Source organism: Mycobacterium sp. RTGN5 (assembly GCF_033804465.1).
Lineage (GTDB): Bacteria > Actinomycetota > Actinomycetes > Mycobacteriales > Mycobacteriaceae > Mycobacterium.
Window position 1 is genome coordinate 65,828 of sequence record NZ_JAPZLA010000002.1, and the last position, 15,930, is coordinate 81,757.

General features: G+C 65.6%; 15 protein-coding genes and 1 tRNA gene. 7 read left to right on the plus strand and 9 right to left on the minus strand.

The window, feature by feature from the left end:
* Positions 1–3: 3 nt before the first annotated feature.
* From SLQ31_RS12865 to SLQ31_RS12875, 3 genes are all read left to right on the plus strand, one after another.
* The gene (locus SLQ31_RS12865) at positions 4–432 is read left to right on the plus strand and encodes a DUF3052 domain-containing protein (protein ID WP_319434604.1); all 429 of its coding nucleotides are present in this window, start codon (positions 4–6) and stop codon (positions 430–432) included.
* Complete coding sequence (locus SLQ31_RS12870; RefSeq protein ID WP_319433168.1) at positions 429–893, plus strand: peroxiredoxin; 465 nt, start codon at positions 429–431, stop codon at positions 891–893. Before SLQ31_RS12865 ends, SLQ31_RS12870 begins: the two co-directional genes overlap by 4 nt.
* Positions 894–940: 47 nt before the next feature.
* Positions 941–1,015 (plus strand) — tRNA-Val (locus tag SLQ31_RS12875).
* Between the two features lie 33 nt (positions 1,016–1,048).
* Here SLQ31_RS12875 and SLQ31_RS12880 read toward each other — a convergent pair.
* On the minus strand, positions 1,049–1,285 hold the full coding sequence (locus SLQ31_RS12880; protein WP_319433169.1) for a hypothetical protein: 237 nt from the start codon (positions 1,283–1,285) through the stop codon (positions 1,049–1,051).
* 173 nt (positions 1,286–1,458) lie between these two features.
* Between SLQ31_RS12880 and SLQ31_RS12885 the strand changes: the two genes are divergently transcribed.
* Entirely contained in the window at positions 1,459–3,537 is a 2,079-nt protein-coding gene (locus tag SLQ31_RS12885) for a DUF4185 domain-containing protein (protein WP_319433170.1), read from the plus strand.
* A 2-nt stretch (positions 3,538–3,539) separates the two neighbouring features.
* Positions 3,540–4,256 carry a hypothetical protein gene (locus SLQ31_RS12890; RefSeq protein WP_319433171.1) on the plus strand — a complete coding sequence of 239 codons (717 nt, stop codon included), beginning with the start codon at positions 3,540–3,542 and terminating at the stop codon, positions 4,254–4,256.
* Positions 4,257–4,704: 448 nt separating this feature from the next.
* Here SLQ31_RS12890 and SLQ31_RS12895 read toward each other — a convergent pair whose 3' ends face one another.
* From SLQ31_RS12895 to SLQ31_RS12910, 4 genes are all read right to left on the minus strand, one after another.
* Positions 4,705–5,682 carry an ornithine cyclodeaminase family protein gene (locus SLQ31_RS12895; RefSeq protein WP_319433172.1) on the minus strand — a complete coding sequence of 326 codons (978 nt, stop codon included), beginning with the start codon at positions 5,680–5,682 and terminating at the stop codon, positions 4,705–4,707.
* The gene (locus SLQ31_RS12900; RefSeq protein ID WP_319433173.1) at positions 5,679–6,602 is read right to left on the minus strand and encodes an ABC transporter substrate-binding protein; all 924 of its coding nucleotides are present in this window, start codon (positions 6,600–6,602) and stop codon (positions 5,679–5,681) included. The genes SLQ31_RS12895 and SLQ31_RS12900 overlap by 4 nt, the downstream gene beginning before the upstream one ends.
* Positions 6,603–6,638: 36 nt before the next feature.
* A complete protein-coding gene (locus tag SLQ31_RS12905) occupies positions 6,639–8,087 on the minus strand; it encodes an MFS transporter (RefSeq protein ID WP_319433174.1) in 1,449 nt (482 codons plus the stop codon).
* A 138-nt stretch (positions 8,088–8,225) separates the two neighbouring features.
* Entirely contained in the window at positions 8,226–8,843 is a 618-nt protein-coding gene (locus tag SLQ31_RS12910) for a GntR family transcriptional regulator (protein ID WP_319433175.1), read from the minus strand.
* Between the two features lie 32 nt (positions 8,844–8,875).
* On the opposite strand from SLQ31_RS12910, the gene SLQ31_RS12915 reads away from it, so the two are divergent.
* Entirely contained in the window at positions 8,876–9,292 is a 417-nt protein-coding gene (locus SLQ31_RS12915) for a VOC family protein (RefSeq protein ID WP_319433176.1), read from the plus strand.
* A 3-nt stretch (positions 9,293–9,295) separates the two neighbouring features.
* Here the strand turns inward: SLQ31_RS12915 and SLQ31_RS12920 are convergent, their stop codons facing one another.
* The 4 genes from SLQ31_RS12920 to SLQ31_RS12935 form a co-directional block, all read right to left on the minus strand.
* Positions 9,296–10,447 carry an acyl-CoA desaturase gene (locus tag SLQ31_RS12920; protein ID WP_319433177.1) on the minus strand — a complete coding sequence of 384 codons (1,152 nt, stop codon included), beginning with the start codon at positions 10,445–10,447 and terminating at the stop codon, positions 9,296–9,298.
* Positions 10,448–10,456: 9 nt separating this feature from the next.
* The gene (locus SLQ31_RS12925; protein WP_319433178.1) at positions 10,457–11,545 is read right to left on the minus strand and encodes a ferredoxin reductase; all 1,089 of its coding nucleotides are present in this window, start codon (positions 11,543–11,545) and stop codon (positions 10,457–10,459) included.
* A gap of 140 nt (positions 11,546–11,685) precedes the next feature.
* Positions 11,686–12,744: a YHYH protein gene (locus tag SLQ31_RS12930; protein ID WP_319433179.1), complete on the minus strand. Its 1,059-nt coding sequence runs from the start codon at positions 12,742–12,744 to the stop codon at positions 11,686–11,688.
* A gap of 17 nt (positions 12,745–12,761) precedes the next feature.
* Complete coding sequence (locus tag SLQ31_RS12935; protein WP_319433180.1) at positions 12,762–15,392, minus strand: NHL repeat-containing protein; 2,631 nt, start codon at positions 15,390–15,392, stop codon at positions 12,762–12,764.
* On the opposite strand from SLQ31_RS12935, the gene SLQ31_RS12940 reads away from it, so the two are divergent.
* Positions 15,382–15,582 carry a hypothetical protein gene (locus tag SLQ31_RS12940; RefSeq protein WP_319433181.1) on the plus strand — a complete coding sequence of 67 codons (201 nt, stop codon included), beginning with the start codon at positions 15,382–15,384 and terminating at the stop codon, positions 15,580–15,582. The two genes, SLQ31_RS12935 and SLQ31_RS12940, sit on opposite strands and share 11 nt — an antisense overlap.
* Positions 15,583–15,930: the final 348 nt, after the last annotated feature.

Genomic DNA, 15,930 nt, shown 5'->3' on the forward strand with positions numbered 1-15,930 from the left:
ACGGTGGTCGCGGAGGGTGGCCCCCCGAGCTATGCCCACAAGCTGGGCATCGAAAAAGGTCAGGTCGTTCAGGAGCTGGGCTGGGACGAGGACACCGACGACGACATTCGTGTCGGCGTCGAAGATGCCAGCGGCGGGGAACTGCTCGACGAAGATGCCGACGAGGTCGTTGACGTGGTGCTGCTCTGGTGGCGTGACGATGACGGTGACCTGGTCGATCGACTGATGGACGCGATTACGCCGTTGGCCGAAGATGGCGTCATCTGGGTGCTGACGCCCAAGACCGGTATACCCGGCCACGTGCTTCCCGCCGAGATCGCCGAATCGGCGCCGACCGCGGGATTGATGCAGACGTCCTCGGCGAATCTGGGGGACTGGAGCGCAAGCCGCTTGGTGCAGCCGAAATCGAAGGCGGCCGGGAGGCATTCGTGACAGTTGGGGTCGGATCACCTGCCCCTGACTTCACGCTGAAAGACCAGAACGGTCAGCCCGTCGCGCTCAGCGACTTTCGCGGTGCCAAGAACGTGCTGCTGGTGTTCTTCCCGCTGGCGTTCACCGGGATCTGTCAGGGCGAGCTCAACGAGATTCGCGATCATCTGGCCGTCTACTCCAACGATGACACCGTGACGTTGGCGATCTCCGTCGGCCCGCCGCCGACGCACAAGGTGTGGGCGACGCAGAGCGGGTTCGAGTTCCCGGTGCTCTCCGATTTCTGGCCGCATGGCGCGGTCGCGCAGGCGTACAGGGTGTTCAACGCCGATGCCGGCATTGCCAACCGCGGCACCTTCGTGATCGACCACGCCGGGATCGTGCGGTTCGCCGAGTGCAAGCAGCCTGGTGAGGCGCGCGATCAGGCGGTCTGGGTGCAGGCACTGGCCGCGCTGACGGCCTGACCAGGATTTCCCTGCACCGGCGCCCGCCGTGTAACCTGCCCGGGCACGGGCGCGTAGCTCAGTGGTAGAGCTCTGGTTTTACACACCAGCGGTCGGCGGTTCGATACCGTCCGCGCCCACCATTCTTTCGAGGCGTCCGCTCGGCAACGAGTGCGTCACCTACCGCACAGTGGCCGGCCGAGCTCGCGCCGTTCTAGTGCGCGGTGGTCTTCGCGGTGGTTGCGTTGCAACTCGCACTCGGTGTCCTCCAGCGCGTCCCGCGCGTGGAGAAGTCGCTCCAGCAGATCGTCGATCTCATGTTTGGCTAGGAAGCTCATGATGGGCAAAAAGCTGATCAAGGACAGGACGGTCCACCCGAGGTTGCCGGAATCTGGCGGATGCGGCGTGAGCATTTTCCGGGTGAATTTTGCTAGTCCGGGCCGTCTCCGCAGACAGATTGAATTATTGACCATGTAATCAATTTGCTCATTGGGGACTTAATCTGCCCATTTTGGGACTTCTGTCCCTAACATCGAATTAGCCTGCAGGTGTTCTCTAGAACCGGGTTGGGGCCTCGGAGGAAATCGTGAACGCATCAGCATGCATCGGTCGGATAGGAGGCCTGGCCCTGGCCTTGGGCGTCGGAGCCGTGGTGGCCTCGAGCCAAGGGGTGGCGTGGGCGGTGTCCCCGCCCGACTCCAGTGCCGCGGACTCCCCGCCGTCGGCGCCGGCTACGAAAGCAGGGCCGACCTCGGCGCCGGCCTCGACCGGCACAACGGCCACGACCGGCGCGACCGGCATCGGAAAAAAGGGTGCGTCGTCGGCGACGTCCGAGCGTCAAGCCGGCAGCGGTGCCGCGCTGACCGACTCGGCGGTCAAAGACGCCATGGACCGGTTGTCGCACCTACTCGATGTCCCCGCGCTTCGTGCGCCCAGCCCGCGTACTGAGGCGCGCCGCACGACGTCTCGGCCGGCCAAGCCAACGTCGAAGAACACCAACGCAGAACCGAAGCCGACATCGGCACCGTCGGTGTCGAAGCCTGCTGCTGCGGCCGTGACGGACACGGCTGCGGTCGCGAAGAACGCCGTCGACACGGTCGGTGATGCGGTCACGACGCTCACCAAGCCGGCGGTGACGAAGATGTCGTTGACCGTCGCGTTGCCAACCGGATCGCCGGCCGAATCTGCGGCCCCCGCTCCGGTCGCCCTGAGCGCCCCCGCCGGACAACCGGCTGCGGTGAGCGCGCCGCGGCTGGTCACCGGGTTACTCGCCGCTCTCGGGTTCGGGCCGCTCGCCGGCAACAGCCCACTGGCGCCGGCCCAGCCGCCGGTGTTGTGGGGTCTGCTGGCGTGGGCGCGGCGGGAGTTCACCCAAACCATCACACGCCTCGGCAGCACCACACCGACCAGCAGCACACCGGTGGCTACCGCGGCCTATAGTTCCGCACCGCTGCTTGCGGCGGCCGTGACGGCCCCGGTCACTACCCGGGTCGGCTGGGTGACCGGCCCCAGCAGCCTGAACAACACGCCCACCCGCTTCGGGGTCTACGGCACCGACGTCGGCACCATGTGGGACAACGGCGTCACCGGCGACAACCCGGCCACCACCATCGTCGAGCAGCGCGAGGTTCTCATCGCGTTCGGCGACACGTTTAGCGGCCCCAATATGTCGGGCAACTGGCGGAACAACGTCTTGTTCCGCAGTGCCGACAACGTCCTGTCCAACGGGCTTTATGTGCCGGACGGGATCATCCACGATCCGGGCGCCTACAGCGGCTCGCCGATGACCTACCCCAATTTCTCTCGAGAGATCATCGGCAAGTACGGCTACGCCGTCGGGCCCGAGGTCACGATCATCCCGACAGCGGGCATTTCGGTCCCCGGGGCGGGCGTGAACGGGGCCACCCGGCAGTACGTGAACTTCATGTCCGTGCGGTCGTGGGATTCGCCGGGGCGCTGGACGACGAACTACTCCGGCATCATCTACTCCGACGACAACGGACAGAACTGGACTGTCGTACCGCGGTCATCCATTCGGACGGCGGCATCGGGCCGATCGACGGTCCCGTACGTCTCGGGCAACCAGAACTTCCAGCAGGGCGCCTTCGTCAAGCCGCCCGCGGGATCAGCGGACGCCGTCGCAGGCTACGTCTACTCGTACGGCACCCCCGCGGGACGCGGCGGGACCATCTACCTGTCCCGGGTCAACGAGAAGCAGATCCTTGATCAGACCCAGTACGAGTACTGGAACGGGTCGGGCTGGACTAAGGGCATACCGTCGGCGGCCAAGCCGATCCTGCCCGGGACGACGACCTCGTCGTTCTTCGGATTGTTCAAGACCACAACGTATCCCAGCGCCGGTGAGATGTCGGTGCAGTACAACACGTATCTGAACAAGTATGTGATGCTCTACGCCGATGGGAAAAACAACATCGTGATGCGAACCTCCGACACGCCGCAAGGAGAATGGTCGGCACCGAAGACAGTGGTGACCTCGACGCAGTACCCGGGTCTCTACGCGCCGATGATCCACCCATGGTCGGGCACCAGTCTGTTGTCGAAGCCCGATGGAACACCGGAGGACCCCCAGTACCTCTACTGGAACCTGTCTCAGTGGAACGAGTACAACGTGGCCCTGATGCGCACGGATCTCAGCAGGGTGTAGCCATGCGGCATAAGGCAATTGGTGCTACGGCGGCACTCGCGGTGGTTCCGCTTCTGGTTGCGCCGGCCGGGCACGCGGAGGTGGGTGTGCCGAAACTCGACGGCCCGTGTTCGGCTGAGCAGTCCGGGGCGATGACCGCACTGCCGGACGGCGCGACGTTTCTGTCGTGTCTCGGTGGCGCGGGCGCCGGTTACCGATGGCGGGCGGTTGAGTCGCCCTTCGCGCCCAGCACTCGGTGGTTGAGCTACGGACGGGCGCTGAAGTTACATGGAGAGGGACTGCGGAATCCGCAGATCCAGGCGGGTGATTGGATCGGCGTCCCGCAGGACCCCGACAGCCGGTGCAGGGCGGAGCAGGAAGCCGTCGTCAGCGCGGGCGAGGTGGGACCGGCGCAAGTCGCCACCGGTGAGAGCGGGCAGCCACTGTCGTTGACGGTGGTGCACAGCTTGTTTTCCATAGAGCTGACCGGGAAACTGCTTGTGGACCAAGCAGGCCGGCTGACCCGGTCCCGGGGTCAGTGCAGTCCGAGGTTCACGTTGCCGTCGTCCTCGGCCGACGCATTACGGCTCGGGGCCGCCAGGATCTTCATTGACTACCGCCGAGGCAGCGCCGCCGTCACCAACGACGGCGGTGACGCCGATGCGGTGCGGCTTCAACTCCATGCGCAACGCCTCGGGCAGCCCGAAAGCGCCGAATTTCATTGCGCTGTAAGCACTTAACGCGGTTTGGCCAGCGCCCCCGCGCATCGATTCGATGCCCGCTTTCTTGCGGTCCCTGCTGAGGTTGACCGGATGGTGCTGCGGTTCACCGACGCGCGTGGACAGCGATGGGAACGCACCGGCACTCAGTCGGCGCAGCGCATCGACCCGTAACCCGCACGGACTGAGTTTCAGGCGTTGGCGTGCGGGTATCGACCACCAGAACCACATCCGACCGAGGCGCCCAATCCTTACTTGAACGATCTCAACGCCCTTCGAGGTGCTGCCATTGGAGGTGTCACCTCCACACTCTCCACACTCTCCGGCAACGTCGGCGGCGGCGAGGAACCTGCCGACATCACCTCCGGGCCGACAGGGGCAGGCACCCAACCGAAGCTGCCGCAGTCTTTAATCAGTTCGGGCACCCGGTAATCCCGGCGGCGTGTGGGTCGCCGGCTAGTCGGTGGCACTACCGCGTCAGATCGATGTCCGTACCGATGCCGTGTTCGTGAGCGCGGGCGATGACGAGCCTGGCAGTGACAAGATCTTGCAGTCCGATGCCGACGGATTCGAACAGGGTGATCTGGTCATCGGCGGTGCGGCCGGCAGCCAAGCCGGCGATCACGGCGCCGAGTTCGGTGCTGGCGTCCTCGGCAGTGATCGCGCCCTCGGCGATGGCCAGCAGGACGGCTCCAGATTTGGCCATCACAGTCGGATGGCTGTCCACGACCAGGCGTGCGCGCCGCATGCCGGCCGCATCGACCTCGCGATGGTCGGGCCGCGGCGGCGCACCGACGGCGTTGACATGTTGACCCGCCCGCAGCCAATCTCCCTGCAGGATGGGGTCACGCGATGGCGTCAGGGTGCAGACGATGTCCGCGGCCGCCACCACCACTTCGGGTGACCGGGCTTGGGTGACGGTGACTCCCAGGCCTTCGGTCGCGGCCCGGAAATTCTGCACCGTGGCGTCATTGCGGGACCAGACCACGATTTCCGTGATGTCCCGGACGGCGGCGATGGCGTGTGCGTGTTGGATCGCCAGATTCCCGGCTCCGATCAGACCGAGAACACGTGCAGACCTGGTGGCGAGGTGATCGGTCGCGACGGCGCTCGCCGCTGCCGTGCGTATCGCGGTGATCGCACGCCCGTCGAGGATGGCGACGCACTCACCGGTCACCGCGGAGGTGACCATGATCGTGGAGCGCTGTGTTGGCCTGCCGTGCTGTCGATTTGCGGGCAGATCGCACAGAAGCTTCACCGACACCCGATCTCCCGAGGCGGCCTCCATGGGGATGGCGGTGCCCTCGGATGGCAGGCGCAACGCGTGCGGCGCCGGGTTGAGGCATTCACCGGTTGCCAGTCCGGCGAACGCCATCTCCACCGCTTTGTGCACGTCGGCCCGATCGAGCAGCCCACTGATCTCCGAGTGCGTGAGGATCAGTGTCATCGCGCCGACGCCGTCGCGCCCTGCTCGATGCGGTCGACGATGGCGGTGTCGATCAGCTCAGCGAACGTGGGTGCGCGACGAACCATATTCTCGTCCTGCAGGATTCGCGTCCACCTCTCGGTCGCCCCCGCGTCGATGCGCACGGTGTCCCAGGTGTGGGAGCCGAGCATCCGGCCACACGCCCTGCGCAGCGGTGCCGTCGGCGTCTTGGGCCAGTGCGCCGCCATCAGCGCGTGCAGGTCCGACAGCTCCACCGACTTCATCAGGTCCATCGATTCCTGCAGGGCCGAGGTGAACGCGACCAGCTGCGGCGTCAGCTCCGCGAAACGGTCTGTGCGGCAGTAGTACACGCTGTTGGGGCCCAGGCCACCGGTCTGGGTGTATTCCTCGGCGATGTAGCCGGTGCCCCGCTCGGCGACGATCTCGGCGTTCACCAGATCGAGGACGATCGCGTCACCCACGCCGGCTTCGAAGAGTTCGACGTACATCGGCGACGACAGATCGCGCAGGAACGTGATCGAGGCCGGGTCGACGCCCGCTTCGCGGATCAGTCCCGCGGTGAACGCATACGGGGCGCTGCCGCCGATTCCTGGTGCCAGGACGGTCTTTCCGATCAGGTCGGACCAGGTGAAGTCCTCGGCCGGTCCCCGGGTCACCAGCGCCTTGGGGAACTGGTGGTTGACCTGAGCGAATACCGTCAGCTTCCGCGGGGTGTTCCAATACATGGCAGGCACCCACAGCCCGCCGAGGGCGACATCAGCGGCGCCGCTGTCGAGGTCGTCGAGGACCCCGGTCCAGGGATCACGGGCCGTTGCGGTCAGCGTGAGCCCGCGATCGGCGAACAGACCGAGCGATTCGGCGTAGTACTGGGGCAGGTAGTTGGGTGCGTGTGCGGTGGCGGAGATGTTGAGGTTCAACATGTTCGGCATCCTTTCTGGTGGGGTCCCGTGGGGGGATCAGGCCGCCATGGCAAGGGCGGGCTTTTCGGCAACTGCCTCAAGTGGCTTGCCGAAGGTCTCGGGTCCGAAGCGGGCGGCGACGACGAGCAGGACGTACATGACCGCGATCATGATGAATACCCCTGCGACACCGGCACGGTCGAAGAAGAACAGTGCGGCAAATGGCATGACGGCGCCGGCGACGTTGCCGATCCCGTTGACCACAGAGGTGCCCATGGCGCGCACCGAGGTGGGGAACAGCTCCGGTGACCAGACTGAAAGCATGGTGTTGAGCATCATGGTGAAGAACTGGAAGATCATGCCCAGCACCAGGATCAGCGCGGTGGAATTGGCGAACGACGCGAAGCAGATGGCCGAGATGCAGCCCAGGACGGCGGCGACGCTGACGGTCAATCGTCGCGGAGCCTTGCCCGCCAGGTAGGACGCGGCACAGGCACCGAACAGCGAGCCGATGTTCATGATCATGGTGAACGCCAGCGAGTCCGACAGTGAGTAGCCGCGCGACACGAGCAGGATCGGCATCAGGAAGAGCAGCGTCACCTGAGCTCCGAACGACATCCACGAGGCGGCCCCGATCGCTGCGGTGCGCTTGAGGTTCTGCCCCTTGAACACCTCGATGTAGCTGGACTTGACCCTGGCGGGAATGTCTGCGGCAGTGACGAATTGCTGGGTGATGCCGGGCTTGCGCAGACTCGCGATGCTCCCGCCTGCAAGCCGGGTGAGGCTCTTGTTCGCGTCCTCGACCCGGCCCTTGGACAGCAGGAAGCGCGGCGACTCCGGCAGGTAACGGCGGAAGAAGACGACGAGCAGGGCGGGCACGGCCAGGATGACGTAGGTCCAGCGCCATGAGGTGTCGTTCCCTCCGAGTACTCCGTTGAGCGGTCCCAGCACCAGCCAGAAAAAGCCGAAGGAGGCGATGTTGCCGACGCCGCCGGAGGAGATGTTCAGCGTGGCGAGCAATGAACCGCGGTGACGGGTCGCGACGATCTCCGCGAGAATCGCAAGCCCGACAGTGAATTCGCCACCCAGCCCGATGCCGACGATGAAGCGGCTCGCCAGCAGCATCTCGTAGTTGACCGCCACGGCGCTGATCAGTCCGCCGAGGGTGTAGACCAACAGGTTCAGGCTCAGTGCGGCGCGGCGCCCCCAGCGGTCGGCGATGTAGCCGCCAATGAGGCGCCCGGCCAGGCCACCGAGGACGGTGGCGGTGTTGATCATGGTCAGTTCGGCATTTCCGATCCCGAAGGAATCTTTCAGTAGGGGCCCCATCGCCCCGGTCGAGTTCTGCTCGAGCGAATCGAAGAACAATCCGGCCATCAGCAGCAGGATCAGGGCGGCCTGCACACGGCCGAAGCCGATGCGGTCCAGGGCCGCGGTCAGACCCGGCGATGCGGCGTCGTCCGCGGTGTCAAGGGGGACGGGGGCGGCTGAGCGGGTGAGGGACATGGTGGGCTCCAGGTGTGATCGGTGAGATCATGCTGGAACTCTTTGTATACGAAATCTGTTACGTGACGATTTCCCATCAGGGGATTTTCGTTACGAACACGATAACTTGCCTCAGATTGTAATACAACCCAGGGATTACTAGCCGTCGCCGAACTTCTGCGCGAAGTACGCCTCGTCGCGCTGGAGATGCTCATCCATGAGGTAACCGGCCTGAACCATCGACCCGTTGAGGATTGCGATCACGAGCACCCGGTGGTCACTGATCGATGCGTCTGGGTTGTGGCCCAATCCCCACTGCACCCGGCGGTTCACGCTCGCCAGCATCTCCTCGAGCTGCCGATTACCTGAGGCCGCCGCAACGAGTTCGTGGAACGACCGCCCCGATGCGTGGCCGTCGTGATCGCTTTCCCCTGCGGCGGCCGCCAGCTCGTCGGCGACCGTGCCGCCGCGATTTTTGGCGGCCAACTGAGCGGCGAGAATCTCCAGGCCGCGCCGGATCTGCAACAACTCCTTGCTGTCCTGGACCAACGTCTCCGATACCGTCGCGCCGCGATAGCGCACGATCGTGACGAAACCCTCGGACTGCAGCCGGTTCAGCGCCTCTCGGACGGGAACACGCGACACCCCATACCGTTTGGCGATCGCATCCTCGACCAGACGTTCACCCGGGGCCAGCCGGCCCGCCAGGATTTCTTCCCGCAACTCATGGGCAACCGAATCACCCGTCGACTCCACCCGCACCTCCGAGCTGCTCATGGGCTCGAACTTACAGCGGTAGCATCCGAATCATGCGGCTCGATCACGTGGTGTTGTGGACCAAGGACTCCGCCGCGGCCATGGACTTCTACACGCGGGTGGTCGGACTTGAGCCCGTGCGCTTCGACGAGTTCCGGTCCGGGGAGGCGCCGTTCCCCAGTGTGCGGGTGTCCCAGGATTCGATCATCGACCTGTCGCCGATCGCCAACGCCGCGGGCACCGAGACCATGACCCGCGTCGCCGGCAGCGCCGGGCATCCCGTCAACCACGTGTGCCTGGCGATGACCAAGTCCGAATACGACGCGCTGGATCAGCGCCTGCAGGCCGAGGGGATCGACACCGGTGCCCGGCTGGCGCCCACCTTCGGTGCCCGCGGGTGGGGGCCGGAGGGCCTCTATTTCCCCGACCCGGACGGCAATGTCATCGAGGCCCGTTACTACGACGACTAGTGCCTATACGGCGATGAGCGGGCGAACGATCGTGTCTTCGTCGACCGGCTGGTACGGACCTGGCTTGCGAGCAGGCTTGCCGCCTGGAAAGGCCAACCGCAGGATGGTGCGCTGGACCGAGCCGAGCTGGCGTCCGAACCTGCCGCTGTTGTAAGGCAATTCGTAGCGTTCGCAGAGGTCCTTGACCTTGGGTGCGATCTGGGCGTAGCGGCTCGACGGCATATCCGGGAAGAGGTGGTGCTCGACTTGGTAGCCCAGATTCCCGGACAGGACGTGAAACACCGGCGAGCCTTCGATGTTGGCGGCGCCCAGCAGCTGCCGCAGGTAGAAGTGCCCTTTGGTCTCGTCCTCCACCTCGTCCTTGCTGAAGGTGTAGGTCTGATCGGGAAAGTGGCCGCAAAAGATGATCGAGTACGACCACACGTTGCGGATGATGTTGGCGGTGAAGTTCGCTTTCAGGGTGGACTTAAAGCCTCTTCGGCCCGACAGCGCAGGAAAGGCGATGTAGTCCTTGACGATCTGGCGCCACGCCTTGTGCCCCATACCGCGGAGTTCGCGACGCACCTGTTCCTTGCTCTTGTCGCCAGCCCTGATGGCCTTGTGGTCGAGGTCGTGGGCGGCGACGCCCCACTCGAAGAAGGCGGCGAGAATCACGTTGTAGATCGGCTGGAAAAGATAGACCGGATGCCATTTTTGATGCGGGTCGATCCGCATGATCTCGTAGCCGAGATCCTTGTCCTTGCCGCGAATGTTGGTGAAGGTGTGGTGGACGTAGTTGTGCGAATGCTTCCACGCCTCCGGAGTCGACGCGCTGTCCCAATCCCATGACGCGGAGTTGATATTGGGATCCTGCATCCAATCCCATTGGCCGTGCATGACGTTGTGTCCGATCTCCATGTTCTCCAAGATCTTCGCGATGGAGAGCACGGCGGTGCCCAGCAGCCAGGCAGGCCGATAGCGGGACCCGAGCAGGATCCCGCGCGAGAGCAGTGCCAGTTGGCGGTGCAACGCGATGATGGTGCGTATGTAGTGCGCGTCGCGGTCGCCGAGGCTGTTGAACACCTCGTCGTGGATTGCGTCGAACTCCTTGCCGATCGCCTCGATCTGCTCCTCGCTGAGGTGTGCGATCGGGCTTGCAATCATCGATTCGGGCATTCGAGGCTCCTAGAGGTCGAGGGTGATGTCGCCATCGGGGGCATTCACGCAGGTTCGAATCTCGGTACCCGCTCGGGTGACGTCCCCGGTCCGCAGGTCGCGTACCGAGCCGTCAGTGAGCGTGGCGGTACACGTGTGACAGATCCCCATCCGGCAGCCGTAGGGCAGTACGGCGCCTGCGTTCTCGCCCGCGACGAGAATTGCTGTTGCACCGTCACATTCGGCGCTGATCTCACTGCCGGTGAAGGTGATGTTGCCACCCTCGCCGGTCGCCCCAGTCAGCAGCATGTGCTCGAAAGACTCCATGTGAAGCCGTTCCGGCACGCCCGCGGTGTCGAAGTGCTCCCGGATCGCGTCCAGCATCGCGCCGGGACCGCACGCGTAGGTTTCGCGCTCTCGCCAATCTGGACACACCTCGTCGAGGGACGCGGGCTTCAGCCGGCCCTCTTCGCTGGTCGCTCGCTGGATGACCCGGTAGCCGTCGTGCCGCTCGGCGAGTGCGGCGAGGTCGGCTGCGAAGATTGCCTCGGATTGTGTTCGCGCAGAATGAATGTGGAGCGCATCCGGAAAGTCGCCACTGCGGCTGAGGGAACGCAGCATCGCCATGACCGGCGTGACACCGCTGCCGGCGGTGACGAACAGCAGCTTCGCCGGGCTGGCAGGCAGCGTGAACTCACCTTCGACGCTGCCGAGAGTCACGATCGACCCGGCGGCCTGCGTGCTGCTCAGGAACCTGGAGACGACCCCGTTGTCGGTGCGTTTGACGGTGATCGTGATCTGTCCGTCGGGACGCGCGGCATCGCTGCTCAACGAGTAGGCGCGCCACTGCCGCTTGCCCTCGACGTCGAAGCCGATCCGCACGTACTGCCCTGCCTTGTGGCCCACCCACCGGAACCCCGGGGTGATGAACACCGTCACGGCATCATCGGTCTCCCGATGGACGCGTTCGATGCGGCCGCGCCGTTCGACAACCGACCACAGGGGGGTAATGAGCTCGAGATAGTCGTCGATCTTGAGCGGCCAGGTGAAGTAGCCCAGTCCGCGGACGGCGAGTCGGGCCAGTCGTGGCAACGCAACTTCGGATCCGCGCTCCGGCATGGTGGAGCCTTTCGTGATCGGGTGTCTGACGGCGAGCGTCCCTGGGCAAGAAAGTGCGCCGCGTCACACTGTTACCCGACCGTATAGCAGGCCAAACACCCGAGAGGGCGGTTCGCTACCGTCTGCTCACACCCCGAAGGTCAGTGACCCATTCCCGGCATGTTGGCCGGCATCGGCTGGCCCAGGGTCGGCACGACGGTATTGGCCACATTCGTCGGGTCGACCACGCCGCGGAAGCAGCCCACCGAGTACGGGAACTCGCTGTTGAGTACGTAGTGGTAGATGTTCTGGACCTTGCCGTCCCACAGCACCGGCGACGTCGTCCCGTGGCATTCATCCAGCTGGGCATTGGTGATCTCTTTGCCGTCGGCGCCGCGCGGTCCGAAGATGCCGAACCCGTCCAAGGCGTAGCCGAGCAAGGGGGAGGGGCCGCTGGTCCCATTGGGCAGGCACTTCCACGAGAAGGCGTGCAGATGATATTGCTGGCTGTAGGGGTGCCCGAAGCATTGATCCAGCGGCAAGATCGAAATCGGGTTGTACCAAGCAGTTCCGGAAGCATTCGCGATTTCTGCGTGCCACACCGTGCCGGTGAGCGTGACGCCGGTGATCAAGTACTGGATTGCCTGCGGCGTACTGAGGTACTTGGGCGCGATCGGCACTTTGAGATCGAGGTTGTACGGCGAAACACCAATGGCGGCGGCATTCGGATAGGGCTGCCCAAATCCGGGCGTACCCGGAGTGGTGTTAGTACCGCCCGGTGCTCCCGCGTAATAGGGATAGGCCGGGGTGCCGGATTGAACCGGCCCGAATTTCCCCATCGGGGTGGACGGCAGGCCGTTGCCTTTGAAGTAGCGATAGTTCTTGTCCGAGGTGACCTTGAAAACGCTGCCGCGCGGATCGATATCCTTGGCTGACACCGTTCCCGCCACAGTCGGCAGCTTGGCGACCGCGATCGAATTGTCGGACGCATTCACCCACGGTTGGGTACTGGTCTGCAATGTGGTGCCCGGGGGGATCACCACTGAGAAGAGTTGTCCGCCAACGTAAATTCCGCCCTTTTGCGGGGTGAAGATACTCAGATTGGGGGCGGAATTGCCCAACGTGTTCGGCGCCACGGCCGAGGCCAGCGCGGCCGCCGAGGTGGCCGCCACCAACATTCCGGCGAACAATGCGGCGACCGCGCTCTTACTGCGAATCATCATGTGTTCCTTTCGATTTATTCGCTGATCACCGACACCGCCCCCGACAGGGTGGTGATGTAGACGTTTCCGGCGTTGTCGCCGGTCGGGCTGACCGCCACTCCGTAGGCGAAGGCGCCGAGGTCGATGTTGTTGATGACCACCCCGGCGGGGTTGATCACCGACACCGTGCCGTCTGCGCCGTTGGTCACGTAGACGTAGCCGGCGGAATTGACCGCGACCGCTTGCGGATTGGCGCCGACGGCGATCGTCTTGACGACGTTGCCCGCAGCATTGATCACCGACACCGTGCCGGCGCCGCTGTTGGCGACGTAGCCGTAGCCGGCCGAATCGACCGCCACCCCTTGCGGATTGGCGCCGACGGCAATCGTGTCGACGACCGTCCCGGCGGCGTTGATCACCGACACCGTGCCGCTGGTGTAGTTGGTGACGTAGACAGTGCCGGCTGAACTGATCGCGACCCCACTGGGGCTATCGCCGACGGTGATGGTGTTGACGACGTTGCCTGCGGGGTTGATCACCGAGACCGTGCCGTCCACGTTGTTGGCGACATAGACAAAGCCGGTAGAACTCACGGCCACCGCACTCGGGCTGTTTCCGACCGCGATGGTGTTGATCAGGGCGCCGGTGGAGTCGAGCCACGAGACGCTGTTGTCGCCGCTGTTGGCGACGTAGATGTCGCCGTTACCGCCGACCGCAACCCCATTTGGGCTGTTGCCCACCGTGATACCGGTGACCACGGTGCCGGTCGGGGTGATGTAAGGCAGCATCCCGCCGAAATCGGCGAGGTAGATATTGCCCGCGTTGCCGGCACCGGCACCCGCCGCGCCCACTCCACCGAGGAAGCCACCGACATCGATCGTCGACACCGTGAACGTGGATCCGGCACTACCGTCGGCGCCGCCGCCGCTGCCGCCCGCCCCGACAATCCGGGTGACCTCACCCGCGCTGGAGCCAGCGGCCCCGGCACTACCGCCGTTGCCGCCGGTACCGCCATCGCCGCCCTTACCGCCCGTGCTCACCGACGTGGTCGCGGCGTCGGTGGTGTAGACGCTGCTGTTGCCGCCGTAGCCACCGGCCCCACCGGTGGCGAACGCGCCGCCGGCGCCGCCCTGGCCGCCCGCACCCGCGGTGGCGTTTCCGCCGTCGCCTCCGCCGGTCGAACCGGTGTTGGCGCCGCCGCCGAAGCCACCGTCGCCACCGCTGGCGAACAACGCACCCGAACCGCCCTGCCCACCGGTGCCGCCGATCGCGGCGCCACCGCCATCGGCCTTCGCGCTGCCGGCAATACCGCCTGCGCCGCCGGCACGGCCGAGTGCGCCGGCCTGACCGCCGTCGCCGCCATTACCGCCGGTGGCCGTGGCGGTATCGCTGATCAACGACTCCGCGAAGCCGCCCGCACCACCCGCGCCGCCGCCGGCTCCGATCGATCCGCGACCGCCGTCGCCGCCACTACCGCCCGTCGCGGACTGGTTGGCGACTGCCAAGCCACCGGCTCCGCCGGTCCCGCCCGCGCCACCGGCGAACACGGCGCCGAAGATGCCGCTGCTGCCGCCGTCGCCACCATTGCCGGCAATCGCCACCCCTTCGCCCAGGTTGATCGCGCCGTTCCCCGAGAACGGCAGGTCCGCGTTCCCTCCGGCCCCGCCCGCGCCGGCCCACAGCACCGACCCGCCGCGGCCGCCTGAGCCGCCGGTGGCGGTTCCTGATCCCGTTGTGCCCGTGCCGAATTCGCCGATGTTGGCCGACGCTCCGCCGCCACCGGTTCCGCCCGCGCCGCCGTTGCCCCAGGTGGCGTCGCCGCCGGCCCCGCCGTTGCCCGCGGTAGCGGCGCCGAAGGTGCTGAATACGACGCCCTCCCAGGCGCTTCCGCCGACCCCGCCGCTGCCGGCCAACAAGCCACCCCGGCCGCCGTTGCCGCCGTTGCCGCCGGTCGCGGTGCCCGCCGCCCCGTCGGCATCGACGCCGTCCCAGTTCTGGGTGGCACCGCCGCCGCCACCGCCGGCGCCGCCGTTGCCGAACAGTCCCGTCCGGCCCGCGTTGCCGCCGTTGCCGCCGGTGGCATAGCCGTTGACCCCGAAGGACACATAGCCGCCGACACCGCCGCCACCGCTGTTGCCCGAGAGCAGGCCGCCATTGCCGCCATTACCGCCATTACCGGCTTTCGCCCCAAACCAATTCGCGCTGCCGTTGTCGGCTCCGCCGTACCCGCCGTTGCCGCCGTCGCCCCCCAGTAAGCCGCCATTGCCGCCGCGCCCGCCATTGGTGGCCGCCGACGTCAACAACCCCGTGGTGCTGTCGTAGACGGCATCGGTGCCGTTGCCACCGGCCCCACCGGGACCGAACAGCATGGCACTGCCACCGTGGCCGGCGCTGCAGGCCGGACCCATGCACCCCGCGGCGCCGCCTGCGCCATTGCCGGGTGTGAACACAGTGCCGAAGAACAATCCGGCGTTGCCGCCGTTTCCGCCGTTGTATCCATTACCGCCGGAACCGAGGAGCAGACCGCTATTTCCGCCGTTGCACGAGATCACCCCGGTGCACTGCACATCCGAGGAGCTGTAGCTGTAGCCGTTACCGACCAACAGCCCCGCATTCGGGTGATTGGCGGTGCCATTGGACACGAAGATCGAATAGATGGCGTTCACGATCAAACCCGGTTGCCATGCCGGCAGTGCCGAAGCCGAGGGAGCGCGGAAAACCTTTGGGATGCTCGGCTTTTGGGATGTGATGGTGGACTGTCGCGCCGGACGGCTCATCGAAACCGGTTTTTTACCAGTGGCTTTGGTTGCCGGCTTCGGCTTGGCTGCGTGTGATGTGCGGGCGCTGTCGGCATGAGTGTCAGGGCGAGTGTCTGCGGTGGCGATACCCGCCCCGCCGGTCAGGGCCGCGCCGGCCAACGCCGCGCCGATCCCTAGGCCCAGGGCGCTGGCCCCGAGCCAGGCTCGACGGGTAGCGGGAATGCTGGATTGATCCATGGATGGAGCCTTTCCGGCAACAGCAAATTCACATCTCTTGCACAGATTTTAGGAATTTGCGTGGATGAAAGCCGGAAGCGACGCGCCGTTACTTTGTTCCGCAATGCGGATTAAATCGGAAATGTTCCGTAATGCGGATTTATTTGCACGGGAAATGCATTTGAATTTAAATAGACGGCGCAATGCCTTGTTGTGGTGATGGGTTGCC